At 39.5% G+C, this 26245-nt stretch carries 26 protein-coding genes and 1 pseudogene; 10 read left to right on the top strand and 17 right to left on the bottom strand.

The annotated features are described in order from the left end of the window. Positions 1-694: 694 nt before the first annotated feature. From NRL14_RS16630 to NRL14_RS16615, 4 genes and pseudogenes are all read left to right on the top strand, one after another. The gene (locus NRL14_RS16630; RefSeq protein WP_002958507.1) at positions 695-907 is read left to right on the top strand and encodes an EF-hand domain-containing protein; all 213 of its coding nucleotides are present in this window, start codon (positions 695-697) and stop codon (positions 905-907) included. Positions 908-1076: 169 nt separating this feature from the next. Beyond that, positions 1077-1283 (top strand): calmodulin, encoded by a 207-nt coding sequence (locus NRL14_RS16625; RefSeq protein WP_306725162.1) that lies wholly within the window; start codon positions 1077-1079, stop codon positions 1281-1283. Positions 1284-1665: 382 nt separating this feature from the next. Then, a pseudogene (locus tag NRL14_RS16620) lies at positions 1666-1860 on the top strand (EF-hand domain-containing protein); the annotation flags it as partial. 220 nt (positions 1861-2080) lie between these two features. Then, complete coding sequence (locus NRL14_RS16615; RefSeq protein ID WP_033015247.1) at positions 2081-3028, top strand: PDC sensor domain-containing protein; 948 nt, start codon at positions 2081-2083, stop codon at positions 3026-3028. Between the two features lie 38 nt (positions 3029-3066). Here the strand turns inward: NRL14_RS16615 and NRL14_RS16610 are convergent, their stop codons facing one another. Both NRL14_RS16610 and NRL14_RS16605 read right to left on the bottom strand, forming a co-directional pair. Beyond that, positions 3067-4689: a M28 family metallopeptidase gene (locus NRL14_RS16610; protein ID WP_306725161.1), complete on the bottom strand. Its 1623-nt coding sequence runs from the start codon at positions 4687-4689 to the stop codon at positions 3067-3069. Positions 4690-4852: 163 nt separating this feature from the next. After that, positions 4853-5092: an RNA-binding protein gene (locus NRL14_RS16605; protein ID WP_002958513.1), complete on the bottom strand. Its 240-nt coding sequence runs from the start codon at positions 5090-5092 to the stop codon at positions 4853-4855. A 255-nt stretch (positions 5093-5347) separates the two neighbouring features. Between NRL14_RS16605 and NRL14_RS16600 the strand changes: the two genes are divergently transcribed. Beyond that, positions 5348-6634, top strand: coding sequence for a VCBS domain-containing protein (locus NRL14_RS16600; protein WP_306725160.1), 1287 nt, complete (start codon positions 5348-5350; stop codon positions 6632-6634). A gap of 79 nt (positions 6635-6713) precedes the next feature. Here NRL14_RS16600 and lipA read toward each other — a convergent pair whose 3' ends face one another. From lipA to leuS, 13 genes are all read right to left on the bottom strand, one after another. Beyond that, positions 6714-7679, bottom strand: a complete 966-nt coding sequence (gene lipA / locus NRL14_RS16595; protein ID WP_002958515.1) for a lipoyl synthase — start codon at positions 7677-7679, stop codon at positions 6714-6716. Beyond that, positions 7676-8329 (bottom strand): lipoyl(octanoyl) transferase LipB, encoded by a 654-nt coding sequence (gene lipB / locus NRL14_RS16590; protein ID WP_033015251.1) that lies wholly within the window; start codon positions 8327-8329, stop codon positions 7676-7678. Before lipB ends, lipA begins: the two co-directional genes overlap by 4 nt. Positions 8330-8348: 19 nt before the next feature. Next, the gene (gene ybeD / locus NRL14_RS16585; protein ID WP_002958517.1) at positions 8349-8627 is read right to left on the bottom strand and encodes a DUF493 family protein YbeD; all 279 of its coding nucleotides are present in this window, start codon (positions 8625-8627) and stop codon (positions 8349-8351) included. Between the two features lie 234 nt (positions 8628-8861). After that, positions 8862-10022 carry a serine hydrolase gene (locus NRL14_RS16580; protein WP_007378250.1) on the bottom strand — a complete coding sequence of 387 codons (1161 nt, stop codon included), beginning with the start codon at positions 10020-10022 and terminating at the stop codon, positions 8862-8864. A gap of 99 nt (positions 10023-10121) precedes the next feature. After that, the gene (locus NRL14_RS16575) at positions 10122-10883 is read right to left on the bottom strand and encodes a septal ring lytic transglycosylase RlpA family protein (protein WP_306725159.1); all 762 of its coding nucleotides are present in this window, start codon (positions 10881-10883) and stop codon (positions 10122-10124) included. Then, positions 10883-11989, bottom strand: coding sequence for a rod shape-determining protein RodA (rodA, locus tag NRL14_RS16570; protein WP_033015254.1), 1107 nt, complete (start codon positions 11987-11989; stop codon positions 10883-10885). Before rodA ends, NRL14_RS16575 begins: the two co-directional genes overlap by 1 nt. Continuing rightward, the gene (gene mrdA / locus NRL14_RS16565; protein ID WP_033028520.1) at positions 11989-13866 is read right to left on the bottom strand and encodes a penicillin-binding protein 2; all 1878 of its coding nucleotides are present in this window, start codon (positions 13864-13866) and stop codon (positions 11989-11991) included. The genes rodA and mrdA overlap by 1 nt, the downstream gene beginning before the upstream one ends. A gap of 9 nt (positions 13867-13875) precedes the next feature. Next, positions 13876-14346 (bottom strand): 23S rRNA (pseudouridine(1915)-N(3))-methyltransferase RlmH, encoded by a 471-nt coding sequence (gene rlmH, locus NRL14_RS16560; RefSeq protein ID WP_002958522.1) that lies wholly within the window; start codon positions 14344-14346, stop codon positions 13876-13878. Positions 14347-14383: 37 nt separating this feature from the next. Continuing rightward, complete coding sequence (gene rsfS, locus NRL14_RS16555) at positions 14384-14701, bottom strand: ribosome silencing factor (RefSeq protein ID WP_007378254.1); 318 nt, start codon at positions 14699-14701, stop codon at positions 14384-14386. Positions 14702-14756: 55 nt separating this feature from the next. After that, positions 14757-15392: a nicotinate-nucleotide adenylyltransferase gene (gene nadD, locus NRL14_RS16550; protein ID WP_306725158.1), complete on the bottom strand. Its 636-nt coding sequence runs from the start codon at positions 15390-15392 to the stop codon at positions 14757-14759. 25 nt (positions 15393-15417) lie between these two features. Then, positions 15418-16455: a DNA polymerase III subunit delta gene (gene holA, locus NRL14_RS16545; protein ID WP_306725157.1), complete on the bottom strand. Its 1038-nt coding sequence runs from the start codon at positions 16453-16455 to the stop codon at positions 15418-15420. Then, positions 16455-16946: an LPS assembly lipoprotein LptE gene (lptE, locus tag NRL14_RS16540; protein ID WP_306725156.1), complete on the bottom strand. Its 492-nt coding sequence runs from the start codon at positions 16944-16946 to the stop codon at positions 16455-16457. Before lptE ends, holA begins: the two co-directional genes overlap by 1 nt. A gap of 1 nt (position 16947) precedes the next feature. Continuing rightward, positions 16948-19536 (bottom strand): leucine--tRNA ligase, encoded by a 2589-nt coding sequence (gene leuS / locus NRL14_RS16535; RefSeq protein ID WP_306725155.1) that lies wholly within the window; start codon positions 19534-19536, stop codon positions 16948-16950. 196 nt (positions 19537-19732) lie between these two features. On the opposite strand from leuS, the gene NRL14_RS16530 reads away from it, so the two are divergent. The 4 genes from NRL14_RS16530 (at position 19733) to NRL14_RS16515 (ending at position 24003) form a co-directional block, all read left to right on the top strand. After that, entirely contained in the window at positions 19733-20191 is a 459-nt protein-coding gene (locus NRL14_RS16530) for a hypothetical protein (protein WP_007378259.1), read from the top strand. 77 nt (positions 20192-20268) lie between these two features. Then, positions 20269-22692 carry a Lon protease family protein gene (locus NRL14_RS16525; RefSeq protein ID WP_007378260.1) on the top strand — a complete coding sequence of 808 codons (2424 nt, stop codon included), beginning with the start codon at positions 20269-20271 and terminating at the stop codon, positions 22690-22692. A gap of 2 nt (positions 22693-22694) precedes the next feature. Continuing rightward, entirely contained in the window at positions 22695-23171 is a 477-nt protein-coding gene (locus tag NRL14_RS16520) for an FKBP-type peptidyl-prolyl cis-trans isomerase (RefSeq protein WP_033028514.1), read from the top strand. Between the two features lie 304 nt (positions 23172-23475). Further along, on the top strand, positions 23476-24003 hold the full coding sequence (locus NRL14_RS16515) for a hypothetical protein (RefSeq protein ID WP_149613560.1): 528 nt from the start codon (positions 23476-23478) through the stop codon (positions 24001-24003). Positions 24004-24024: 21 nt separating this feature from the next. On the opposite strand, the gene NRL14_RS16510 is transcribed toward NRL14_RS16515, so the two are convergent. After that, positions 24025-24549 (bottom strand): CIA30 family protein, encoded by a 525-nt coding sequence (locus NRL14_RS16510; RefSeq protein ID WP_033029108.1) that lies wholly within the window; start codon positions 24547-24549, stop codon positions 24025-24027. Positions 24550-24742: 193 nt separating this feature from the next. Between NRL14_RS16510 and NRL14_RS16505 the strand changes: the two genes are divergently transcribed. Then, entirely contained in the window at positions 24743-25330 is a 588-nt protein-coding gene (locus NRL14_RS16505; protein WP_306725154.1) for a LysE family translocator, read from the top strand. Positions 25331-25342: 12 nt separating this feature from the next. On the opposite strand, the gene NRL14_RS16500 is transcribed toward NRL14_RS16505, so the two are convergent. After that, positions 25343-26170, bottom strand: coding sequence for an AraC family transcriptional regulator (locus tag NRL14_RS16500; RefSeq protein ID WP_306725153.1), 828 nt, complete (start codon positions 26168-26170; stop codon positions 25343-25345). Between the last annotated feature and the right edge of the window lie 75 nt (positions 26171-26245).

Genomic DNA, 26245 nt, shown 5'->3' with positions numbered 1-26245 from the left:
ATGTATTGTCCGAACTCTCAAATTTAACAGTCAATATGGAGGGATTACATGAATAAATATTCGTGGGGATCCCTCAGGTTTAAATCTATATAATTTACCTCCCTCCAATAGCGGCACTTTTGCAGATAGCTGGCACACGATGTAGGTTTGCTTAACTCAAGCGAACCTATATTTTACGGCGCATTAAATTATGAGTTTAATGCTACAACTTAGCTTTAGCATTGAAACCTTCCTAGATAAATTCGCCATTTGGCAACAAAACAGTTAATTTCAAAATATCCTTCCAAAATTTTTATAATAAATCTCAAAAAATAATGTAACTTACTAATTATAAATGAATTAATTTTTTAGTAGCCGAAAATAAATCCTATGTCATTTCCATGTTCATATTCAGTTTATTTTGAAGGCTAACCTAAACGCCCCCTTATCGGCTTTTTAGCAAAAGTGTGTCTTTTTAATTAAACTTAACCAATTGATTTATAATGGTTTATTGTTTTTAGTTAAATGGCTGTTGCTAAATAGCAACAATAACACCTCCCCAAATTAAGCTTTTCTCGCTTTATATAATTTAACTCATTGTTTTTAAATAATAAATAAAAAGTGGCACCGAAGTTGTAATACCTAGAGTGTATTAAGCAAAACGTGATGAAAGCCAAAGGCCTTAATCGCAACAACCCAATGAAGGAATACTATTATGAAAACATTTCAATCAACATTAGTACTAATGGCGCTAGCTTCTTCATCAGCGGCTTTTGCAGCAACAGATTTTGATACGCTAGACGTAGATGGTAATGGCGCAATCAGCCAAGCCGAAGCTTCAGTAGATGCTGAGCTTTTAAGCAAGTTTAATGAACTCGATACAAACCAAGATGGTGAGCTATCTGAAGATGAGTTTTCTAAGGCCTAAAATTAAAGCCTTAAACAGTTAATGCTCTGTAATGTTATCTAAATTCTGAGTTGCCAAAGACAACCTAAGTAGGCAAGGGAGCCTACTAAAAAGAATAACCAGGAAGTGACTATAGAGCACTATAGAGCAAATTTATTTAGGACACCGCATACTTTTGAAGGATTAAATTATGAAAAAGCTACAATCAACACTTGTACTTATGGCTATTGTTTCTTCGTCAGTAGTATTTGCAAACACAGACTTTGAAACACGCGATGCAGACGACAACGCTTCAATTAGTCGCTCTGAAGAGTCACTGCAAGTGATAGAGCAATTTGACGAGCTGAATGTTCAAAGTAGCGGTGGCCCGACAGAAAATGATTTTTTTGAATATTAATTTATAGACACTTTACTCCTAAAGGATCTTGGAAAAGGACTTCTTACCTCTAATCAGGTCACTCCTAATCAGGCCCAAAGCCTAAGGAAACGATTATGAAAACATTACACAAAACTTTAGGGCGTATTGATCTTTGTGGATTGAAATTTGTTCAATCTAGGGGAGATTAAATCGCGGCGCGAGGTTTGTAACCTAGTGGGCTAAGTAAAAACCGAGCAACAAAGAGTTAATCGTCCCTAGAAAGAACCCAAAGGGCAGCGCATGTTTGGTATTTATGCTGCGTTATCGCCTATTTATGGGGAATAGCCACACTACATAGGCTCTGCCTTGCCTAAAAACCAAACATACTGCTGCAAATTCACCCACCAAAGTTCAACACGCCCTACCACTTGTAGCCCTAGCTTCTTCTTCAGCGGCGTTTGCTGCGGTAGATTTTGATTCTTTTGATACAGATGGCGACGGCGTAATTAGTAAAACAGAAGCCCAAGTAAACTCGCAACTAGTACAGCTTTTTGATCAATTAGATACAGATGGAAATGGCGAGTTATCTAAAGAAGAGTTTTCGAAGGTTCAGTGATAAGCTCTATGTAGAACCTTACCAGTCATACTCACAAAGCAGCTAAGTAATTAATACTTAGCTGCTTTTTTGTGCATTTAATTTAATATATTACTTTTTAGTCACCAAAGTGGTGCAAAACTTGAGTTTGAATAGTGTCAAGTTACTGATTATTAAGTTATTTTATTGTTGGTTTTAAACTTGCAAATCTATTTATAACTTAGGTTAATGAGTATTTAAAATGGCGCGAATGAGTTATATCAGTAGTGTTGAGCGCTACCACGAATATGAGCATGTAATACACAGTTTACTTGAATCTATTTTAATGAGTATTGAGGACGGATTAACCAAAGAGCGTGATACCCGCTACCTGATTAAGCAGTACCCATTTTTAGAATTACAATATTGTTTAAATGCAGAAGGTTTGCAGCAGGGTAATAATGTCTGCTTTAAACGAGCATATAGCAAAAAACTAGGTGAAAGTGGTAATCAACAAGATTTAAGCGAGCGACCCTATTTTTTGAACGCTAAAGCAAGTGATAAAGTGTGCTTTACTGATCCCTACATTTCTATAGCGACTAACCATTTATGTATATCGGCGATTAAAGAGCTAAAAAAACCAATTAATAATCAGCATTACTTGGTCGTTGATGTGAGCTTAACGCAGCTTATTGAGTTTGTAATGGGTGATACTGCGCGCGCTAATATGTCGCCTTACTTCAAAGCGGGTTACGGTATTATTGTGGTGTGCTTATTTTGCTTAGTATTATTTTTACTAAATATCGTCTTTAGTGATATATACGCGCTATTAACCCATGTAGATACCTCATCAGACCCACTTGAGCCCTTTAGTATCATTATTTACATCACTTTGGCACTAGCAGTGTTTGATTTAGGTAAAACAATACTCGAAGAAGAAATCCTTATGCATAAGGATATTTTTAGGCACTCGTCTACGCGGCGCACTATTACACGGTTTATATCTACTGTGTTGATTGCTATATCAATTGAGGCGCTGTTAACTATGTTTAAAGCAGCGCTTGGGCAATCGGAATATTTAATGCCTGCCATAGCGATGATGCTGGCAGTGGTAGGGCTTTTAATTGCACTGGCTATTTATGTTTATTTAGGGGCAAAGGCCGAAACGCTATTAATGCGCGCTCGTTTAAAACAAAAATCCTCCAAGTAGGAGGATTTTTATATTACATAACTCTATTTAATAGCTATTTATTGCTTATCTTGCGCGCGTTTGGCTTTAAAGTCAGACTCGCTCATCCACTTTGGCCAATCGCCATTATTTGCAAGCTGTGTGGCTATATCAACAATAAGATCTATATCTTGCTTAACACCACCTAACGACCAATCAGCTGAGTAGTCGTCTGCTTCTTTATGGTATTTATGCGCAATGTACTCAGGATCGGTATCACCCAGACTCATAAATAATAAACTAGGCACGCCTTGCTTAGAAAGCGAGAAATGATCTGATCTAAAAAACAAGCCATTTTGCGGGCGAGGATCCATTTTAACAAAACGGCCTTGTGATTTTGCAGCTTTTGCTAAATAGTTTTCCATTGTCGATAAATCTTTACCGTATTGTAAAATGTAGTCAGTGCCATCAAGCACGTTCATGCCATCAATATTTAATAGACCGACCATTTGTTTTGTAGGTACAACCGCACCCGATGCAAATTCTTCAGAGCCAATTAACCCCGTTTCTTCTGCTGTAAAGTTAGCAAAAATAATTGAGCGTTTAAATGGCTTTTGCTTGTTCTTTTTACTCATTATACGTGCTATTTCAAGCGTGGCTGCAGTGCCTGAAGCGTTATCGACCGCGCCGTTATAAATCTTAGGGCCGGTGTCAGTTTGTTTAGTACCAAAGTGGTCCCAGTGAGCGCTAATAACAACGTATTCGTCAGGTGATTCGCTTCCTGTAATTTGTGCAACTACATTATGTGATTTGGCATGTGACACTTCGTTTTTAAAGGCAAGGTTTGCTTTTAAGTTAAGTGGCGTCGCTTTAAAGTCACCACTTAATGCTGCTTGTTTTAAATCTTGATAGTTAAGCTTTGCGGCGTTAAACATTTGCTCAGTCGCATCAAGTGTTAGCCAGCCCATAACCGGTAATTTTGATGCGTTTAAGTTGTTATCCATTAACGTGTATTTAGTACCCGTGTTTGAACTTTCAACTACGCCCCAAGGATATGCAGCAGGTGCGGTTTCATGAACAATAAATACAGCTTTTGCACCTTGGCGAGCGGCTTCTTCATATTTATAAGTCCAACGACCATAGTAGGTCATTGCATTACCAGTAAAAAGGGCGTCGTTTTGAGTAGCAAAACCTGGATCGTTAACGAGCACAACCACTGTTTTACCCGTTACATCAATATTTTTATAGTCATTCCAGTTATATTCTGGTGCATTAATACCATAGCCAACAAATACAATGTCAGAATTGCGTACATCAATTAATGGCTGAAGTTGCTCGGTACGTGCGGTAAAGTCTTTACCTGATTCAAAGCTCAAATCACCTACTTTTAACTGCATATCCTGATTAGCTGTCACCATTGCCATTTTTACAGGCTGTAAGTATTTACCTTTATAAGCACCGGTTAAACCCAGCGCTTTATATTGCTCGCTTAAGTAGCCTACTGTTTTCACTTCACCATGAGTTAGCGGGCCTCGGCCTTGAAAGTCATCAGAGGCTAGCGTTTTAATATGCTGTTTAATATTGCTAAGGCTTACACCTGCTGTATTTTCTAATGGAGTTTGTTCGCTTGCAGGTTCTGAGGAGCAGCCAAAGAGTGCAACTAGCAGGCTTAGGCTAGCGCTTTTTAAAAGAGTAGATGCCATAGTCTTCATATTGTTATTTAATTAGGCTTTCAATATAAAGGAAGCACCGCAGCGATGTCGAATTTTTATAGAGAACTTTTCATTCAATTGCAGATTAACTATCAGTCATTAGTAAAAAACCAGCGCAAGCTGGTTCTTTTAACTTTAAGTAATAAATTATTACTTAAGCATCCGCTAATTTCACGCGGATCTTACTTTTATCAACAGTAGATTGGTTAAGTGCAGTAATTGCGCTTTTACTTTCTATGTCGTTTGGCATTTCTACAAAGGCAAAACCTTTAGATTGGCCAGTTTCTTTATCAAGTACCAAGTTACAGGTAGTCACTTTACCGTGCTCTGCAAATAAAGTACGAAGCTCATGCTCAGTGGTAGCACGAGACAAGTTACGAACTAATAGTTTCATAATGAACCTAAATAATTATGTCAGTACTAATTATCTCAAGTAACTCAGGTTTAACCTAATTTTATTTTAAAACAAATATAAATAAACACTCGATAGAAATAATTTTTTGTATCACTATGAAAATAATAGATTTTATAATTAAATTTGAAATATCAGTAAATTGGTAATGTTAATTGGTAATTGAATTGTGGTTATTTGTACAATAAATTGGTAAATTCATATTTAATTAACTTGCTATTAACCACAGAACTAATCATGTCTAAATATACCCTTAAACCGTGCAATACAGTTACAGCTATACTTCTATCTTGTTTAGTTACTGGTTGTGGCAGCTCAGGCTCTGATCCTACGGTGCAAAATAATGAAGCGATTTCTTCACAAACTCCTGCAAGAATTGCTGGTAACACTCTAGGTGAAGTTATTAGCGATAGTAATGATGCAATAACAGGCTCGTTAACTATTGCGGATCAACAATCAGGTGAAGCTGCTTTTGCAGCACAAGAAAATAGCGCTACAAGCTATGGTTTTTTTAGCTTAAATGCTGGTGGAGATTGGTCATACACACTTGACGATTTAAACGCATCAATAACATCTTTAAGTGAAGGTGAAACACTACAAGATACAATAACAGTAAACTCTGTAGATGGTACTAGCGCACAAATTATCATAACAATTGTAGGTGCACCAATAGCTCAAGCTGATGGCTTTGAAAAAATATCACACGTTTTATTGCGATCAGATGGCGTTAATTCGGGGCTTGACGCATACACACTTATTGAAAATGCCTTCGGCGAAGGGTCAATTGAATCTCCAGACTTATACGCTGGCAATCATGAAAGTGTTGTCCATATTATTGAAGATACCGATACGATAATTGGTAACCATTTTGTCTTTTTAGCTCACCGAGATGATGACCAAGATAAAGACAAAGGCGCAAGTGATAGACAACGTAACGAAATAAAAACCTACGATAAATCACCACAAGAAACACTGGCGTTTGAGGGCGAGACATTTCAATATAGCTGGAAATTTAAAGTAAGTAGCGAGCTTGAGCTTACGAGTAAATTTAGCCATTTTTTTCAAATAAAAGCCCGTAACGAGAGTAACGACAACACCAATGGTAATGACGATCAGCCTATTATCACGCTCTCAGGTGCGCAAAAAAATAGTATAGGTAATCAGCTACAGGTTCGATATAGCGCAGGGTTTGATGAAAACGGTAACAGTACGGGTCTTGATAAAAACTTAATTGAAACCGACTGGTCACTCATTACAGATGAATGGGTTGAGGTATTTGTACAAGCTACATTTAGTGAAAGTGGTAAGTTTGATATGACGTTAACGCGCTTAAGCGATAATGCAGATATATTTACTATAAGCGAGCAAAACATAGATATGTGGCGCGGCTTTAGTGATGATGATTTTGCTCGTCCTAAGTGGGGAATATACCGCTCAATTGTTGAAACCGACAGCCTTCGCGCCGATGAAGAACGTGTTAGGTTTGCTGATTTTTCTATTAAAAAAGGTAAGCTAGCGCAGTAAGCTATTTTATCAATTGGCATGAAAAAGCCGTTAATGATTATGCATCATTAACGGCTTTTTTAATTTTTTGAGAAAGTGATTATTTCACTTCTTTACCCGCTGCTTGTTGATCAGCATGGTAGCTTGAACGTACAAACGGGCCAGAAGCCGCGTGAGTAAAGCCAATTTCGTCTGCATACGCTTTTAAGCCGTCAAACTCTACTGGTGGCACGTAGCGCTTAACCGGTAAGTGATGCTTAGAAGGTTGTAGGTATTGGCCTACAGTTAGCATGTCAACGTTGTGTGCACGTAAATCGCGAAGTACTTCTTCAATTTCGCTAATTTCTTCACCTAAACCAACCATTAAGCCTGATTTAGTTTTTACTTCTGGGTGAGCTTCTTTAAAGCGACGAAGTAATTCTAAAGACCACTTATAGTCAGCACCAGGACGAGCTAGTTTGTATAAACGTGGCGCAGTTTCAAGATTGTGGTTAAACACATCTGGTGGCGTCTCGATTAGTATCTCTAGTGCGCGGTCCATACGGCCACGAAAATCAGGTACTAAAATTTCGATAGTGATAGTTGGATTATGTTTACGAATTTCGCGAATACAATCAGCAAAATGCTGTGCACCACCATCACGTAAATCATCACGGTCAACCGAAGTGATTACAACGTAGCTTAGCTTCATATCTTTAATAGTAAGTGCTAGCTTTTCAGGTTCAGTGGCATCAGGTTTTAATGGGCGACCATGAGCAACATCACAAAATGGGCAACGACGAGTACAAATAGCACCTAAAATCATAAAGGTAGCTGTACCGTGGTTAAAACATTCAGATAGGTTAGGGCACGAAGCTTCTTCACAGACTGAGTGTAAGCCATGCTTACGTAGCGCTTTTTTAATGCCGTCAATGCGATCGGTTGATTTAGGTAAGCGAATTTTTAACCATTCTGGCTTACGCAACATTTCAGTTTTTTCTGTAGGTAAAACTTTTACTGGGATCAACGCCATTTTTTCTGCGTCGCGTAGTTTTACACCTGGTTCCATTTTGACTGGTTTATTCATTCGTTTTCAAACCCTTCAGTATGCTTAACCTGTGTTGCATTAAGCTTCTTGATCATGTGTTTCACCAATCCTTCACCCGCACTTTCTAGGTTTTGAGGACCATTTAATTCTTTAGTTTGCACCATATTCATGCCCGCATAACCGCATGGGTTAATGCGTAAAAATGGACTTAGGTCCATGTTAACATTTAATGCTAAGCCATGAAACGAGCAGCCACGACGAACCCTTAACCCAAGGGATGCAATTTTGCTGTCGTTAACGTATACACCTGGTGCATCAGCTTTAGCATAAGCTTCAATACCATACTCGGCGAGTGATTCAATAATGCACTCTTCAAGCCACGTAACCAGTTCACGGACACCAATTTTTAAACGACGTAGATTAAATAATACATACATCATTTGCTGGCCAGGGCCGTGGTAAGTTACTTGCCCGCCACGGTCAACTTTAATCACCTCAATGTCGCCAGGAGCTAGTAAGTGTTCGTCCTTACCAGCCTGACCTTGGGTGAATACACTCTCGTGCTCTACAAGCCAAATTTCATCTGGCGTATTTTCATCACGGGTGTCGGTAAAGTCCTGCATTTTTTGCCAAATAGGCATATAACGCTGACGACCCAGTTGGCGTACGATCAAAGTGTTTTCGTTCACAACAAATCTCAACTATGGATTAAAGCATGTGGCGTACGTCATCAATATTGCTGATCACGTTGTAAATTTCTTCAATGTGTTTGCCACTAGTAACTGTTGCTACAAGGCTTACTGACTCGTAATTACCTTTGCTGCTTGGTTTTACTTTAGGGGCGTAATCGCCAGGTGCTATTGGTTGTAACTTAGCTAAAATTTGATCAGTTAAGTTTACGTTAGCTAAACCCATTATTCTGAATGTAAATGGGCAAGGGTACTCTAAGTACTCATCAAATTTTGTATCTTTAACAGGTTGAACCACGACGGTGACTCCTCAAACAAATAAAGTATTGGCTCTGAGCAAAATGCTAGGCGCTAAACTGAAAGGGTTATGACAATCTTGAGCTAATGCTGCTTTTTTGGAGTGCCAAAAATAACAACTCAATATGATTGCTTTATATGGGGCGCATTCTAGCATTTTTCAAGCAAAAAAAAACGCCTCATAATAGAGGCGTCTCGTTTAACTTTCACAATAGCTGTGAGTTTATTTTTACGTCTACATTATTTGTAAACGTAAGTAGTCATAAATCTTACTAAAGAAGCTGCCTTCTTCCACTTCTTCAAGTGTTACTAGTGGGTATTGAGCAATGTCTTCACCCTCTAATTGTAAGAATAACGTACCTACTTTAGTGCCTTTAGCGAGTGGTGCTTCAAGCGTGTTATCTAGCTCAAAGTTAGCTTTAAGGTTTTTATGTTGACCACGTGGAATAGTAATTGGTGTATCTTCTAAAATACCTAAAGATACATTTTCTTTGTTACCCATCCAAATACGTTGCTCAGCAAAGCTATCGCCGGCCTTGTACGGAGTAATTGTTTCATAGAAACGAAAACCGTAGTTAAGTAGTTTTTTATTTTCCACTTTACGAGCACGTTCGCTTGAAGTGCCCATTACAACGGCAATTAAACGCATACCATTTTTAGTTGCTGAAGTGACTAAACTGTAGCCAGCTTCCGAGGTGTGGCCTGTTTTTATACCGTCTACGTCTAAGCTTTCATCCCATAATAGTGAGTTACGGTTATATTGCTTAATACCATTATAAGTAAACGACTTTTGTTTATAAAGTGCGTATTCATCCGGTACGTCACGAATAAGCGCTGCGCCTAAGGTTGCCATATCGCGTGGAGTAGTATAATGCTCATTCGTATCAAGGCCGTGGCTATTGATAAAATGGCTGTTACTCATACCTAATTTAGTAGCATGTGCATTCATTAAATCAGCAAATGCGCTTTCACTTCCAGCAATATGTTCAGCCATTGCAACACAGGCATCATTACCAGATTGAATAATAATGCCGTGGTTAAGCTGATCAACACTAATTTGCTTACCTACTTCAATAAACATCTTAGACGATTCAGGGAAGTTTTTAGCCCATGCTTTTTCACTCACAGTTACCATATCTGTTGGTGCAATATTGCCGGCTTTAATTTCAGTACCAATTACATAACTGGTCATCATTTTAGTTAAGCTTGCTGGGGCGAGCTGCGTATCAGCTTCACCTTGGGCAATTACTTTACCTGTTGTAAAGTCTACTAAAAAATAACCTTTTGCATTAACTTGAGGTGGTGCCGGGATAATTTGGGCGCTGGCTGAAAATACGGCGGCTGTACAAACTAAGCCGCATACACCTTTGAGGATTTTATGTTTAATAGATTTCATCATACTCATTAATGGTTAAAGTTAAAGATTCGCGTTACGCCATTTTATACCCAAACCACCCCAAGATGCGAGCATCCTGGGGTAGTTTGGGTATTAGTCTTACTGAGTGTAAAGCAAGAACGCGTTTTGAAATTGATTTTGTTTTAATTTTTTTAATACTTCGTCTGCATGAGGGGTATCTTTTATTGGCCCTAAATGCAGTCTGTAAATATCGTCTTTTTGCACGATATTTGTTGGTAATTTGTATTGCTCTCGCAATGTACTGGCAAGTGCTTCAATATTAGCAAGTGTACTACCTGCAGCTACCTGAATATAGGTTTGACGGGCAGTTGCGCCCGCAAGCGTAACGGCTTCTAGCTTAACCCTTGCTGTACCATGGGTGTAATAGCCTAGCTTGTAAGCGGCAGCGTACGAAAGATCAATTATTCTATCGTCATGAAATGGGCCGCGGTCGTTCACGCGCACGATTACTGATTTACCGTTCGCTGTATTGGTTACTTTAACAAAGCTAGGTAACGGCAGTGTTTTGTGCGCAGCAGTCATGGCAAACATATCGTAGGTTTCACCATTAGAGGTGTGATAACCATGAAATTTACGACCATACCAAGAGGCAATGCCTTCCTCAGAGTAGCCTGACTCATCAAGCATTGGCGAATAACTTTTACCAAGCACTGTATATGGACGGCTTGCACTGGCGCTTTTAGTAACATCAGTGATTATTGCGTCTTGCATTTCAAGTGCAGTTGGGGCTCTAAGTGGTGCTGAATCATGGCGCATATGGTAGCGGTTACTTGAACTACTACATGCACTTAAGGTGAGTATAAAAAAAACAGTTATTAGAACACGCAAAGTGAATTTCATTATTTTAAAAGCATCCTTTTATCTGTCGCTATTGACATAATAATGCCAAAGCCAGCCATGAGCGTCACCATCGATGTTCCTCCATAACTGATTAGAGGCAAAGGAACTCCTACAACAGGCAATAACCCTGATACCATACCTATGTTTACAAATACATAAACAAAAAATGTCAGAGTGAGTGCACCTGCCAGTAATTTACCAAATGCATCTTGCGCATTAACGGCAATGTACAAGCCTCGGCCAATAATAAATAAGTACAGGCTAAGTAAAACACATACGCCGAATAAGCCAAATTCTTCGCTTAGAACCGAAAATATAAAGTCGGTGTGACGCTCTGGTAAAAATTCTAATTGCGATTGTGTACCAAGCAGCCAGCCTTTGCCTTCAACACCACCAGAGCCTATTGCTATTTTTGACTGAATAATATGGTAACCGGAACCAAGCGGATCGCTTTCGGGGTCTAAAAAAGTAAGTACACGTTGTTTTTGGTAGTCGTGCATACCATAGTGCCAAAATGGCCATGCAGCAAGCGCAACAACAGAACTTAAAAAGCCGATTAAACGCCAGCTTAAACCGGATAAAAACAACACAAATATACCCGAGCTCGCAATAAGTATAGAAGTACCTAAATCGGGCTGTTCTTTAATTAATAATGTCGGAAGCATTACAATCATAAAGCCAATAATTAAATGCAGTGGGCGGGGTGGTAAGTGGTTTCTGCCTATGTACCAAGCCACCATCATTGGGACGGCTAGCTTCATTAGTTCTGATGGTTGAAAGCGAGTGATCCCCAAGTTTAACCAGCGTTGAGCGCCTTTTGAGCTGACCCCAAATAAAAGTACACCCACCAGCATGAGTAAGCCAACACAGTAAAGTGGGATAACTAAACGTTTAAGTGTTGCTGGAGAAAATTGGGCTAGAATAATCATGCCTATAACGGCTCCGCCCATGCGAGTCATATGGCGGATCATCATTGCTGTATCTTGCCCGCTTGCACTATATACAACGGTAATACTGCCAATCATCATGATAAGCAAAGCGATGAGTAATGGTAGGTCTAGATGCATTCGCATCCATATGGATCGTTTATCGTGTAAAATGGTCATTATTTTATATTCCCTGCAAGTTCGACAGGATTAGCTGCAAAATAGTAGTCCATTAATTGACGAGCAATTGGCGCACCTACCGAGCTTCCGCCCCCAGTGTTTTCTACAACGATAGAGAGCACAATTTGTGGGTTGTTATAAGGTGCAAAACCAACATAAATGGCGTTATCACGCTGACGCTCTTTTAATGATTTAGCGTCGTAACGTTCGCCTTGGGCAATGCTAACTACTTGCGCAGTACCTGTTTTACCCGCCGGATCGTAGCTTACACCTTTAAAAGCTTTGTGTGCGGTACCTGTTACTTTTTTTACCGTGTTATGCATTGCATCAATTGCAATGCGCCAGTTATCAGGGTTTTTAAGTATTACCGGCGGTTTTTCATCACCGTTAATTTGCGTTACTTGATCTTCTTTTTTTGCAACTTGGGCTAAATGCGGTGGATGATTAATCCCTTTATTAACAAGAATATTCGTTGCGTTAGCAATTTGAATCGGGGTTGCCGTCCAATAGCCTTGTCCAATACCTACAGAAATAGTATCACCTCGCCACCATGATTCTTTAAAGCGGCCTTCTTTCCATTCTTTTGAAGGTAAAATTGCAGTGGTTTCTTCATGAATATCAATACCGGATAAATCACCAAAGCCAAATCGCGCCATAAAATCGCTTATTTTAGTAATACCTAAGCGATAAGCTGCATCATAAAAATAAGTATCGCACGACTCTTCGATCGCTTTATATACATCAACATGGCCATGACCCCAGCGTTTCCAATCGCGCCATTTATGTTCCACATTTGGTATTTCAAAAAAGCCAGGATCCCAAATAGAAGTGCTTTCACTTACAATATTTTCTTCAAGGGCTAAAATTGCCATGTGAGGTTTAACAGTCGAAGCTGGCGCGTAACGACCTTGTGTTGCTCGGTTAATTAGCGGGCGATCTTGGTTAAGCAATGCTTTGTAGTTTTTGCTACTTATACCATGTACGAATAAATTTGGATCGTAGCTTGGATTTGAATAAAGTGCGAGTACGCCACCATCTTTCGCATCCATAACGACGATAGCGCCGCGCATATCCTTAAGCGCATGTTGTGCTATTTGCTGTAGCCCAATATCAAGCGTAAGTACAATATCACTACCAGGCTTAGGTTGGATCATACTGAGTGTGCGAATAACGCGGCCGCGATTATTTACTTCTACGCGCTGGGAGCCTACTTCACCGTGTAATAATTGTTCATAATATTTTTCTATGCCTAATTTTCCAATATCGTATGTGGCTCGATAATTGGTTGCTTGACCTTCTTGATCTAGTTTATTAAGTTCTTTTTTATTAAGCTTTGCCACATAACCGAGTGCATGGGTTAGGGTATCGCCAAAGGGGTAGTAGCGGGCTAGGCGTGCTTCAATACTAAAGCCTGGGAATTTATGTTGATTTACAGAAAACTTAGCGACTTCAGTTTCGTTTAAGCGTGCTTTAAGAATTTGCGATTTGAAACGCCGAGTGTGTTTAATATCTTTTAAAAAATCTTCTTTCTCTTGCTCACTAATAGTAATTATTTTACTGACTTGATCGAGCGATTCGGTTAAATCGTTTACATCTTCGGGAATGACTTCAAGATTGTAAACTGGTTTGTTTTCAGCAAGGAGTACACCGTTACGGTCGTAAATTAAACCACGGTTGGGTGCAATAGGAATAACTTTAATGCGGTTGTCATTAGAGCGGGTTTGGTAATCTTGGTGGTTCTCTACTTGAATTTTATATAGGTTTGACAGCAAAATAGCCACCATAGCTAATACAAAAACAAAACCCACAAATGCTCGCCTAGCAAATAAATTTGCTTCTGCGGAGTGGTCACGAATAGTGGGTCTATGTTTTAGCATGGCAAGGCATTACTCGCGATGATAAGGATGGTTGTTATTTAAGCTCCAGCCTCTGTAAAGGCTCTCTGCAACAATAATACGCACCAAGGGGTGCGGCAATGTTAAATTAGATAACGACCATTTTTGCTCAGACGCTGCAATGCACTCTGGAGCAAGCCCTTCAGGTCCGCCAATAAGTAAACTTACATCACGACCATCGAGTTGCCATTTTTCCATATTTTTAGCAAGTTGGTGAGTATCCAGTGCTTTCCCTGTTACCTCTAACGTTACAATACGATTGCCTTTTGGAATAGCCGCTAATGTTTTTTCACCTTCAATGTGTAAAATGCGCTTTATGTCTGCGTTTTTGCCACGTTTACCGGCAGGGATTTCAATTAACTCAAGGGCCATATCTTTAGGGAAACGGCGCTGATATTCTGCAAATCCCGTTTCTACCCATGCTGGCATTTTTGTACCAACAGCAATCATCTGTATTTTCACGTATTACTTCCAAGCATTGTCTAAAATGAGTGCGTGTTTAGCCCCACAGTTTTTCTAGATCGTAATAGCTACGTGCTTCGTTTTGCATCACGTGTACAACTACATCACCTAAATCAACCAGTGCCCATTCGCCATCGCCTTCACCTTCATAACCTAATGGTTCTGAATCTGCGTGACGCGCTTCTTTTGCTAAGTGATCGGCAATTGACTGTACGTGACGTTTAGAAGTACCAGAACAAATTACCATGTAATCTGTAATATCTGATGTCTTTGTTACGTCAATATGAACGATGTCACGTGCTTTCATATCGTCAATTTTATCCATTGCAAAGGCGAGTAGTTGTTTTGAATCCAAGGTTTTGTCTCAATTTAAAAATTTAATGGCGCGCATTTTAACACGCTAGGCGTTTTTAAGCATCAATTTGATAGAGCTGATGCTGTTCTATGTAATGACTCACTGCAGCGGGTAATAGTTCATTCTTTTTATTGCTTTTTTTCAGTTGTTCGCGAATTGTACTCGAAGCAGCATCGAGCATTTTACCCGGTAAAAAATAAAGTTTACCAGCAAGTGAGTACTCAAGTAAGGTTGCTTCGTCTACATTCGCATCTTGCATATAGCCTTTTAGTTCACCACTTGCAGTACAATGTTGAGCAGGGCGCTGATACACCACAATATGGCAAAGCTGCGTTATTGCCTTCCACTCAAACCACTTATCTAGGTTGTTAAATGAGTCCATACCAATTAAAAATAAAATAGGTGTAGTAGGGTGCTCTTTACGAAGTTCTTGCAAGCTAAGTAACGAATACGATGGGCCGGCTCGGTTAAGTTCTCTTAAATCGAGTTTAAAATGAGGGTAGGGCGCAATAGCCGCGTTTAGCATATTAATACGGTGCTGCGTACTAATACCAGGCGCTGCTTTATGCGCCGGTAATGCACAAGGCATAAAATAAAGCGTGTTTAAATTAAACGCATTAACACATTGCTGCGCCATATTTATATGGCCTAAATGGACAGGGTCGAAAGTGCCACCAAAAATTGCGATCATTTAACACCCATTAGTTAGTTGTTTATTAATTAACCGCGTGGCACGGCATAGAAATGTTGAGCGGCTGGCAAAATTTAATACAAATATGAGCAAGCGCTTGGTAAGGGGCAATTAAATTACCTTGCTTATAACTGGCATCAAACAAAGCTACATCACTATTTATTTGTTCAAGTGTGTGTATGTTTAAGCGGTTAATTGCGTTTTGAACTGGCCCTTGCTGGTTTTTCCAAATAGCATTTTGTTTAAATAAATTAGCGATTGGTTCGCCATTTAATAAACCAAGTTGCACATTTATTAGCGTATTAAGCTCTTTGGTTATAGCCCATAAAATACTCACCACTTCGGTGTTATCGCTGGCAAGTTTGTTTAATACTTTTATAGCTTGTTTCGCGTGACCATTTAATAGCGCATCGCTTAAATCAAAAATATCAAACTTGGCTTGGTTTAACAGCCCTTGCATTACTAATTGCTGAGTAATTAATGCATTGCCGTGCAGTAGTGAGAGCTTTTCAAGTTCCTGAAAACAGGCTAATAAGTTACCTTCTGTGGCATTTATTAAGCTTACTTTGGCATCGTTTTGCATGTTGAGCGATAAGCGTTGGCATTGTTCATCAAGCCATCGTTTTACATGCGTGCCGGTAAGTGGGTAACAAGGTACAAATACGCCTTGCTTATCAAGGGCTTTAAACCATGCACCGCGTTGTACTTCCTGGCTGGCTTTAGCGCCTTTAACAATTAAAATAGTATCTGGGTTAACCAGTTCAATTACTTTTTTAAAGGTGTTGCTGCCAATAATGCCTGGTTTTTGTTGGTTTAAATCAAGCTCAATAATAGTGCGCGCGCTAAACAGCGACATACTTTGGTACTGGGCTATAACTTCTTGCCAATCGAATCCTTGCATTAAAGTAAACTTAATTACTTCGTCAAAGCCTTGTGCTTTAGCACTGTCGCGAATTTGTTGTACGCACTGTGCTTCTTGAAAAGGCTCTTCCCCAAACACTAAATAAAAGGGCTTTAGCCCTTTATTTAATTCACTCGGTAGTTGATTAGCATAACAGCGCATTATAGTTGCGACAGCTCTCTAACAATACGACGACTGGCTTGCTCACGAATTTCGCTAATGAGTAGCTCAAGCTCTTTTGCTTTAGCTAGCGCATGATCTGGATCGTCTTGGTAATTACGATAAAGCTCAAAACGTTTTTCTATCGCTTTTTCACCAGGGCGTTTAACTACATACGATACGCCATAAGCGAGCTCGTATTCAGCAACTTGGCCGTTTTGGAACAGCGAAAGTGTTTGGCGTTCAATGCTTTCTTTGCGTAAATACAATTGGGCTTTATCTTTAGCTGACGATACTAACTCTACGTTACTCGCTTTAAGCTCGTTTTTAAGGCTTTCAAATAAGGCTGACTTTTCATCATCACCTACAAGAGTTAGTTGTTCTAGGTTATCAGGCATGCTAGAGGCTTTTTTTAGATGAAACCCGCAACTTGATAATAAAAAACAGACTAGCACTAAGGCTAGTCCGTTTTTAATGGCGTTAAATGCAGCCATATTAGTTAGCTACCACGTTAAGTAGCTTGCCTGGTACGTAAATGATTTTACGAATGGTTGAGCCATCAGTAAATTTAGTTACATTAGATTCTGCAAACGCAAGGGTTTCTACTTGCTCTTGCGTTGCATCAGCTGCAACGGTTAACTTAGCGCGGAGCTTGCCGTTTACTTGTACGATGATTAGTTTTTCATCTTCAACAAGTGCCGACTCATCAACTTTTGGCCATGCAGCATCCAAAATCTCACCTTCTTTACCTAACTCTTTCCAAAGCTCGTGCGATAAATGTGGCGTAATAGGTGCAAGCATAATAATAAGCGCTTCTAATGCTTCGTTTGCAATTGCTATATCTTGCGTATCTATTAAAGGTGCTTTTAATAATTTATTAGAAAGCTCCATAATAGCTGCAATGGCGGTATTAAAGGTTTGACGACGTTCAACATCATCAGTCACTTTAGCAATCGCTTTGTGTAAGTCGCGACGTAATACTTTTTGTGGGTTTGTTAGCGCTGATTTATCAAGTGCTTGGTAACCTACTGTTTTAACGTCTACCGCGTATTTCCATACACGTTTTAAGAAGCGATGCGCGCCTTCAACACCTGAGTCTGACCATTCAAGCGTTTGCTCTGGTGGTGCTGTAAACATCATGAATAAACGCACAGTATCTGCACCATATTGGGCAATTACATGTTGCGGGTCTATACCGTTGTTTTTAGACTTGGACATTTTGCTCATGCCTGATGAGAAAACTGGCTCACCGTCCTCTTTATGCCATGCTTTAGTCACGCGGCCTTTATCGTCGGTTTCAGTGTTTACATCACTTGGCGAGATCCAAATATCGCCGCCTTTTTCATCTTTACGATAAAATGTTTCAGCAAGCACCATACCTTGACAAAGTAAGCGGTCAAACGGCTCGTCTGAATTTACTAAACCAAAGTCACGTAATAATTTATGGAAAAAGCGCGAGTACAATAAATGTAAAATAGCGTGCTCAATACCACCAATGTATTGGTTTACTGGCAACCAGTAGTTAGCAGCCGCGGGATCTAGCATGCCTTCGTCGTAGCGTGGGCTACAGTAGCGTGCGTAGTACCAAGAAGACTCCATAAAGGTGTCAAACGTATCAGTTTCGTGAAACGCAGGTGCACCATTTACGGTAGTTTTAGCCCACTCTGGGTCTGCTTTAAGTGGTGAAGTTACACCGTTCATTACCACATCTTCAGGTAAGCGAACGGGTAGCATATCTTCTGTTGCTGCAAGCTCTTTACCATCTTCGTCGCTAAGCATTGGGATTGGTGAACCCCAATAACGTTGACGGCTAACACCCCAGTCACGCAGGCGGAAGTTTACTTTGCGCTCACCCACACCGAGAGCTTCTAATTTATCCGCAATGGCTTTAAAACCAGCGTCAAAATCAAGGCCGTTAAATTCACCTGAATTTACAAGTACGCCTTTATCAGTAAACGCTGATTCTTTAAGGTTTACTTCAAGGTCTGAACCTTCAACCGGTGCAATGACTTGTTTTATATCAAGACCGTAAGCGGTTGCAAACTCAAAGTCGCGCTGATCGTGTGCAGGTACTGCCATTACAGCGCCTGAGCCATAATGCATTAATACAAAGTTAGCGACCCAAATTGGTACTTGCTCGCCCGTTAATGGGTGAGTGGCGTAAAAGCCTGTTGCTATGCCTTTTTTCTCCATTGTTGCCATGTCTGCTTCGGCAATTTTGGTGTTTTTGCATTCTTCAACAAACATTGCAATAGCATCGCTATTTTTAGCCGCTTCTTGCGCAATAGGGTGACCACCGGCAACAGCAACATACGTAACACCCATAAAGGTATCTGGACGAGTTGTGTATACGCTGAATGTTTCGTCGTTATCGGTGCGTTTAAATTCAATATCACAGCCTTCAGAGCGGCCAATCCAGTTGCGCTGCATTGTTTTAACTTGCTCTGGCCAATCTTCCAACTGATCTAAGTCGTCTAGTAGCTCTTGTGCGTAATCAGTAATTTTAATAAACCACTGTGGAATTTCTTTTTGCTCAACCACAGCGCCTGAACGCCAACCGCGACCGTCAATAACTTGCTCGTTAGCTAATACTGTTTGATCCACTGGATCCCAGTTAACTGTCGACATTTTTTTATACACTAGGCCTTTTTCGTAAAGCTTAGTGAAGAACCACTGTTCCCACTTGTAGTACTCTGGGTTACACGTCGCAATTTCGCGATCCCAGTCATAGCCAAAACCTAATTGCTTAAGCTGTGTACGCATGTAATCAATGTTTTCGTATGTCCACTTAGCTGGTGCTGTTTTGTTTTTAATAGCGGCGTTTTCTGCAGGTAAACCAAACGCATCCCAACCCATAGGTTGCATTACGTTTTTGCCTTGCAGGCGCTGGAAACGAGAAACAACATCACCGATGGTGTAGTTACGTACATGACCCATATGCAGTCGACCACTCGGATAAGGAAACATAGAAAGGCAGTAATACTTTTCTTTACTCTCATCTTCAGTGACTTTAAATACCTGGTTTTCTTCCCAGTAGCTTTGTACTTTTGACTCTATATCTTGCGGGTTATATTGCTCTTGCATCTATGGTTCCAGACTTCTTGCAAACTAATAAAAAATTGCCGTTAGGATACCCCAAATAAAACACTATTCACAGCGTCAAAAACATGCTTTTATTAAATTGTAACTTTCAGTGCAGGTTAACCTGCTTTTTTATAATGTAGTTAGCTAAATACATAAGTTACAGACTGATTTAACAGCAATTTTGAAGGAGTAAAAAATGACTGATTACAAAGCATGGCTTAGCAGTTTTACTAGTTGGCTAAAAGATGTAAAAGATCATGGTGTAAAAGATGTAGTTACTGGGTTTGTTGAATCTGAGCAAGCAATCAAAGATTTAAGTCAAGAAAGGTATGAACTTTATAAAAGTTACTTAAAGCATGATATTGAACACATTATTGAGCACGAAGCTTATTACAATTCGCTTGCATGGCAAGAACTTAAAGAATCTTTATGGTTTGAACTCTCGCACATAGAAGATAAAACACAACTAGAGTGGCAATCTTTAAGCCAAGATTTTAAGCACAATGGGGTGTATCACGCAGGCGAATGGATAGCCATGGGCACATTAGTATGTAAGAATTGCAACCATAGCCACGACATTTATCACGCAACGCAAATAATACCTTGCACGCAATGTGATGGAATCTACTTTAGTCGTAAGGCGCTGAACCCTTAAATATTGGTATTAGGTGGCTGCGTGCCACTTAATACGCCCAAAAGCCAGTGAATATGCTGGTAAACAAAGAAGTTAGAATGACGAAAAAATTGCTGCCACTATCTGTTTCAAAGCTCGCACCGAGTATTTCTAGTAATCATGTACATACATGCATGAGTAACCCGTACCCAGAGCAACTTACTTTTATAGGCCAACAACGTGCCCAAAGTGCGCTCGACTTTTCATTAGGTATGGATTTACCTGGCTATAATGTTTATGTAATGGGCGAAGCGGCTCATGGACGTTATACGCTAGTCAAAGATAAACTTAAGCAACACGCAAAAGACAGAGCAACGCCTAATGAATGGTTGTACGTAAATAATTACGCCGATCACCGTGAGCCTATCGCACTTTTTATGCAAGCAGGGCAAAGTAAGCAACTTAGCGACGACATAGACTCATTCTTAGATGAAGTGCTCGACACTTTTCCAGCGGCATTTGATAATCCAGCGTACCAACGCAAGAAAAAATCAATCGATCGCGAGTTTAACGACGCTTACGACAGCGCAATTACCGCAGTTGAAATCGCAGCACTTGAGCAAAGTGTTGCTCTCGTAGAAGAAAAAAGCTCAGTGGGTTTTGCACCACTTGTTGATGGAAAACAATTGAGCGACAGTGAATTTGGTGAGCTTGAAGAAACATTGCGCGAAGAGTTTTTTGAAAAAATCGAAAAGCTAGAAGATGCATTAATAGAAGCGTTAATAGAGCTACCACGGTGGAAACGCGAATCAAAAGAAAAACTTCGTAATCTTAAAAAATCGACCGCAGAGCAAGCCACTAAACCACTTTTAAAAGACTTAGAACATAAGTACGCGACACACATTGGCGTACTGCGTTATTTAAAAGATATTCGCGTTGAAATTATCGACGCGGTACTTGAATGGCTAGATGACGAAGACGAAAGCGAAGAAAGTAAAGAAGACTTTGACCGCAAAGGTATGCTTACCGACTTTTTTGCACCTAACATTTTAGTTGAATTTAAAGAAGACGACGCAGCGCCAGTCGTTTATGAGCCAAACCCAACCTTTGGTAATATATTTGGTAAAATTGAATACGCTACATCCCAAGGTACATTGATTACGAGTTATCGCTCAATTCAGCCCGGTGCATTGCATCGTGCCAATGGTGGTTACTTAATAATGGATGCCGAAAAAATAATGGCTAATCCACAAGTGTGGGATGGTTTAAAGCTGTGTTTAAAAACACATCAAATAAAAAATGATTTACCCTATCAAGACAGCACAGTCGGGACAAGTTTTACGCTTCGCCCGCAACTTATTCCACTTGATGTGAAGATTATTTTATTGGGCTCGCGCGAGTTGTACTACACCATAGGTGAATACGACGAAGAATTTGCTGAGCTATTTAGAGTACTTGCCGATTTTGATTACTACTTACCAAGTAGCGATAAATTACAGTACCAGTTTATTACCAAAGTGACTGAGTATTGCGAGCAAACATTAAAATGCACCGCTACAGAGGCTGCTATGGTACGGTTACTTAAATTTAGTTACCGCCAAGCTGAGCATCATAATAAACTCTCGGCGCGCTTTGCTGATGTGCTTGAATTAGTTGCTGAAGCGAGTTATTACGCGAAACAAGATAACTTAACGGTTATTGATGCATACCATATTGACGAAGCCATTGAAGGCAAACAATATCGTACCGGTCAGATCAGCGAAAACATGCTTAGCGATATAAAAGAAGGCCATACACTTATTGCAACCGATGGCCAAGCTATAGGTAAAGTAAATGGTTTAACAGTACTACACATTGGCGATACCTCGTTTGGTACACCTGCGCGTATTACGGCAACTGTTTATGCAGGCGCCGATGGCGTAATAGACGTTGAACGCGAAGCCGAACTAGGTAAAGCTATCCACTCAAAAGGCGTGATGTTGCTTACCGGCTATTTAGGCAATAAGTACGCACAGCAGTTTAGTTTAACGCTTAGTGCTAATATTGCCATAGAGCAAAGTTATGGTTACATAGATGGCGATAGTGCATCTTTAGCAGAGCTTTGTGCGCTTATTTCATCTATTACAAGCCTCCCTATTAGCCAATCTATCGCGCTGACAGGCTCTATTAACCAACATGGTGATGTACAAGCTATTGGTGGCGTAAACGAAAAAATAGAAGGCTTTTTTAAACTGTGTAAAATGCGTGGTTTAACCGGTTCGCAAGGCGTTATTATTCCTAAATCAAACCAAGTTAACTTAGTACTTGATGACGAGATCCTCAACGCGGTAGAGGCGGGTAAATTTAATATTTACGCAGTTGAAACCGTAGATCAAGCGCTTAACTTATTAATGGATATAGAAGCAGGCGATATTATTGATGACCAGTATCCAGAAAACTCAGTAAACGGTATTGCGCTTGCGCGTCTAAAAGAGATTGCCGACATTGTAAATGGCGATAATGACGACGAAAAAGACGAAGAACTAGATAACGAAAAAGGTTAATAATGATCAATATAATTTTGGCGGTGGTTATCGCCATTTTTTGTTTTTTAATATTTCAAAATAGTAAAAAAGCAAAACAACAAGCAGGCATAAATGCGCAAATAGGGGCAGATTACTTAGCCGCTAATTCAAAAGTAGAAGGTATAGTAGAAACAGCTTCTGGCTTACAGTACAAAGTAATGCATAAAGGTGAGAGTGAAAACACACCAAGCTCAACAAGTATGGTTAACGTACATTATCATGGCACGCTAATCGACGGCACTGTGTTTGACAGCTCAGTAGAGCGTAAAACACCGATTAGTTTTGGTTTACACCAAGTTATTAAAGGTTGGACCGAAGGCCTACAATTGATGAGCCCAGGCGATAAATACACGTTTTATGTACCGCATCAATTAGCGTATGGCGAAAAACGTGTAGGCAGTATTCCACCTGCCTCAGTACTTATTTTTGAAGTAGAGTTACTGGCAATTGAGCCGTAATACCAACCTGCATAAATACTTGAACAATTTAACGAATTAAATTGCACTATAACGTTGTTAAAAATTTTTTATTTAGAACAACTAGATACAAAAATTTTTGCCTAGTTCTAGCGTAATTTTCTTAACGTTAAATAGACTTCATATATAAGCAGATTGGTATAATTTTATTCAAAGTAATTAATTGCTAAAGCCCTACTTTAATAAAGTGGGGCTTTTTGCTTTTAGCTAACAATAAAATTTACTCAAGGATTTTAATACGAGGTCGATACCTATAAAAGAGGTAAGCTATTTTAGGGACAAAATAATGAAGATTTCAGCGGCTCCCATTCCATACCAAGTGCATAACTCAAATACTCAACCTTTAGCGCAATCAGATAAACTAGCTGTTGAAAAAGCGAGTGAAGAAAAGAATGAGGAAGAGCCAAAATATGTGTTATCAAAGTTTTTAGATACCAAAGCGCAAAAATACAGTGAAGATAACGCAACATTTGGCGATCAGTATAAAAATCTCGAAAAAGTATATAAACACTTCACTGAGCGAGTTATTGCGCTGCAAGAACAAATTAATAAACTTAAACAAAGCCCCGTACAACGTAGTTTAACTATAAATACTTCAGCAAGTGAGCTAGATGAAAGTGATGCGAGTTTAACTTTAGACGCTGAGCACCTAGGTTCTAAAAAATATAAAAACACGCAACAGCAAGAGCAAATAGATATGTTAGAGCTGCAATTAGGGGAGTTAAAATCAGAGCAAGCGGCAATAAAGCAACAAATGGTTGAGCTGGTTATTAGTGAAATGAAAAGGCGGGGCGATCACGACTATACTGTATAGCGCCACTAACATGCTGGTGGGTTAGCTTTTAAATTCGATTTTACTCACTTCAAGTTTAAATTTACCTTCTTGCTTGCCTGCAATCATAAAGCCTAGCTGTTTTATATCATTAAAATCAATAATAGGCTGTTGCTCAAGCACTCGTCCGCGATACGTTAAAGTAAAATCACTCGGGGTAAAGTTGATTTCTACCCATTCGCTTTTTATTGTTTTAAATGAGTGGATGTACGCTGCGCCATCAAGGTAAGTAGTTGTTCTGAGCCTAAGCTGATAGATTTGCCCATCGCCTTTAACACGCAGCGCTATAATTTTTGAGTTTTGACCTTGCGTGTCAATTTCGGTACGTATTGATGCAAAACCGCCATTATTAGCAAGCGAAACATTGCCTGTAAACAGCAAGCTATCTTGTGTTTTTGTTACTTGGCTATTAGATACGCCGCCCATTACAGAGTCGTTGATAACATACCATTGTTGATTTGCATTGGCCTCGCTTGTCGCTAAGACTAAGTTAAATACAAACAGTGACGAAAGCTGTTTAGTGGTCATGGTCGATCCTAATGAATTAACACTTTATTGATACGACTAAAAATATTAATAGTTCACAATGCTGAAAATTAAAAACTAGTATTGATATGCGCGAAATAACTTACTTTTATTTGATTAAGTCAATTTTGTTCAATACCAGCCTCTATTTAATGTAGATACTCACCATCAGTTTGAATTAATTAGAAAGTGAACCATGACTTTATCTTTAATTATGTCAATGTCGTTATTTGCATTAGCTGCGTCTTTATCGCCAGGGCCAGTTAATTTAGTTTCATTGAGCAGCGCACGGTATGGGCTAAGAACTGGCTTAATGTTTATAACCGGTGCAACACTTGGGTTTATTTTTTTGTTTTTAGTTATTGGATGGGGTTTAAACTATCTTCTTGATAAATTGCAATGGATCACTGAAGTATTGCAATGGGCTGGTATTACTTTTTTACTTTATTTAAGTTATCAATTATTTGTAGATAATGGTGAATTAAACTCAGACAGTAATAAAAGTTCACCTACCTTTATTACTGGGGTAATCATGCAATGGCTAAACCCAAAAGCATGGTTAGCATCACTATCGGGAATTGCGACTTACATCCCTAATGCAGAGCTATTTGAAGTGTTTACGTTTGCCAGTGTGTATTTACCAATTTGCTGGTTGTCGCTGAGCATGTGGGTATGGATAGGTATAGTGCTAGGGCAGTACTTTCAAAGTCCTGCAAAAATACGTTTTATGAATAAAGCATTGGCAGTGTTACTTGTCGGGAGTTGCTTTTTTATTATAAGTTAATGTGTTTTTATTCTAAATACAGCGTCGATATTGTGCTGGTGTTGCAGCAACCCGCTGTTTAAATACACGTTGAAAATGAGCTTGATCACTAAATCCTGCATTTTGAGCCACCGTTGAAATGGCATCGCCTTGCTTAAGCGCTTGTTGACTTAGTTGTATACGCAGATTTATCCGATAAGCATGTGGACTCATATTGAAGTGGCGTTTAAATGTACGTATCAAGTAGCTAGTATTAAAGCCAAATTTTTTGCTAATAACCTTAATTGGTTCGTCATCCTGACAATAAAGGGCGAGGTAGTTTGCAACTTTATACAGCCTATTAGGAGGTAGGCACGTATTTTCTTTAATATCAGTGCTATCGATGTATTCAAATAACGTAATCAAATACTGGCTAAGCAAAGACTCTTTTTCTAAAGAAGACAGCTTATTCGACATAAGGTTTCGGCAAACTAAAACAAACTGCTGGTAAAATACAGGGGTCGTTAATGTATCAGGTTGGCTATTATACCAGTGGTTACTTGCCCTTATATTAAACTTAACAAGCAATTGAGCTAACCAACTTTTATCTACATGCATCATATAATAAGCCCAGGGCGAGTTTTGGTTGGGGTTGCATGCGTGTACAGCATCGGGGTTCATTAGCACTAAAGTGCCTTTATCTATTTGGTAAAGTTTGTCTTCACAAATAAATTCACTTTGGCCCTCTAAAATAGCACCAATTGACCACTGAGCATGAGAATGGGCGGCGTAAGTTACTTTTCGACCATCCAAAACTTGCCTTAGTTCTACATAAGGTAGGGCGTTATCTCGCCAAAAAAGAGGGTATGTTGAAGGAATCATAATGAATCTTTTAATGAAGACTTACGGCCAGTATAGCAAAGTTGTAGTATGAAATTCACGCTATATAAAACACCT

Origin of the sequence: Pseudoalteromonas sp. 20-92 (assembly GCF_030847595.1) — a bacterium.
Lineage (GTDB): Bacteria > Pseudomonadota > Gammaproteobacteria > Enterobacterales > Alteromonadaceae > Pseudoalteromonas > Pseudoalteromonas fuliginea.
This window is presented reverse-complemented; position numbering and strand designations above follow the sequence as displayed.

Coding starts and splice junctions, on each gene's coding strand:
- NRL14_RS16630 (WP_002958507.1), top strand. CDS start 695: ATGAAAACATTTCAATCAACATTAGTACTAATGGCGCTAGCTTCTTCA.
- NRL14_RS16605 (WP_002958513.1), bottom strand. CDS start 5,092: ATGAAACTATTAGTTCGTAACTTGTCTCGTGCTACCACTGAGCATGAG.
- NRL14_RS16525 (WP_007378260.1), top strand. CDS start 20,269: ATGACGAAAAAATTGCTGCCACTATCTGTTTCAAAGCTCGCACCGAGT.
- rodA (WP_033015254.1), bottom strand. CDS start 11,989: ATGACCATTTTACACGATAAACGATCCATATGGATGCGAATGCATCTA.
- NRL14_RS16505 (WP_306725154.1), top strand. CDS start 24,743: ATGACTTTATCTTTAATTATGTCAATGTCGTTATTTGCATTAGCTGCG.
- NRL14_RS16530 (WP_007378259.1), top strand. CDS start 19,733: ATGACTGATTACAAAGCATGGCTTAGCAGTTTTACTAGTTGGCTAAAA.
- NRL14_RS16610 (WP_306725161.1), bottom strand. CDS start 4,689: ATGGCATCTACTCTTTTAAAAAGCGCTAGCCTAAGCCTGCTAGTTGCA.
- holA (WP_306725157.1), bottom strand. CDS start 16,455: ATGCGCTGTTATGCTAATCAACTACCGAGTGAATTAAATAAAGGGCTA.
- NRL14_RS16615 (WP_033015247.1), top strand. CDS start 2,081: ATGGCGCGAATGAGTTATATCAGTAGTGTTGAGCGCTACCACGAATAT.
- NRL14_RS16600 (WP_306725160.1), top strand. CDS start 5,348: ATGTCTAAATATACCCTTAAACCGTGCAATACAGTTACAGCTATACTT.
- NRL14_RS16575 (WP_306725159.1), bottom strand. CDS start 10,883: ATGAAATTCACTTTGCGTGTTCTAATAACTGTTTTTTTTATACTCACC.
- NRL14_RS16520 (WP_033028514.1), top strand. CDS start 22,695: ATGATCAATATAATTTTGGCGGTGGTTATCGCCATTTTTTGTTTTTTA.
- NRL14_RS16625 (WP_306725162.1), top strand. CDS start 1,077: ATGAAAAAGCTACAATCAACACTTGTACTTATGGCTATTGTTTCTTCG.
- NRL14_RS16510 (WP_033029108.1), bottom strand. CDS start 24,549: ATGACCACTAAACAGCTTTCGTCACTGTTTGTATTTAACTTAGTCTTA.
- lipA (WP_002958515.1), bottom strand. CDS start 7,679: ATGAATAAACCAGTCAAAATGGAACCAGGTGTAAAACTACGCGACGCA.
- NRL14_RS16500 (WP_306725153.1), bottom strand. CDS start 26,170: ATGATTCCTTCAACATACCCTCTTTTTTGGCGAGATAACGCCCTACCT.
- nadD (WP_306725158.1), bottom strand. CDS start 15,392: ATGATCGCAATTTTTGGTGGCACTTTCGACCCTGTCCATTTAGGCCAT.
- NRL14_RS16515 (WP_149613560.1), top strand. CDS start 23,476: ATGAAGATTTCAGCGGCTCCCATTCCATACCAAGTGCATAACTCAAAT.
- NRL14_RS16580 (WP_007378250.1), bottom strand. CDS start 10,022: ATGAAATCTATTAAACATAAAATCCTCAAAGGTGTATGCGGCTTAGTT.
- mrdA (WP_033028520.1), bottom strand. CDS start 13,866: ATGCTAAAACATAGACCCACTATTCGTGACCACTCCGCAGAAGCAAAT.
- leuS (WP_306725155.1), bottom strand. CDS start 19,536: ATGCAAGAGCAATATAACCCGCAAGATATAGAGTCAAAAGTACAAAGC.
- lptE (WP_306725156.1), bottom strand. CDS start 16,946: ATGGCTGCATTTAACGCCATTAAAAACGGACTAGCCTTAGTGCTAGTC.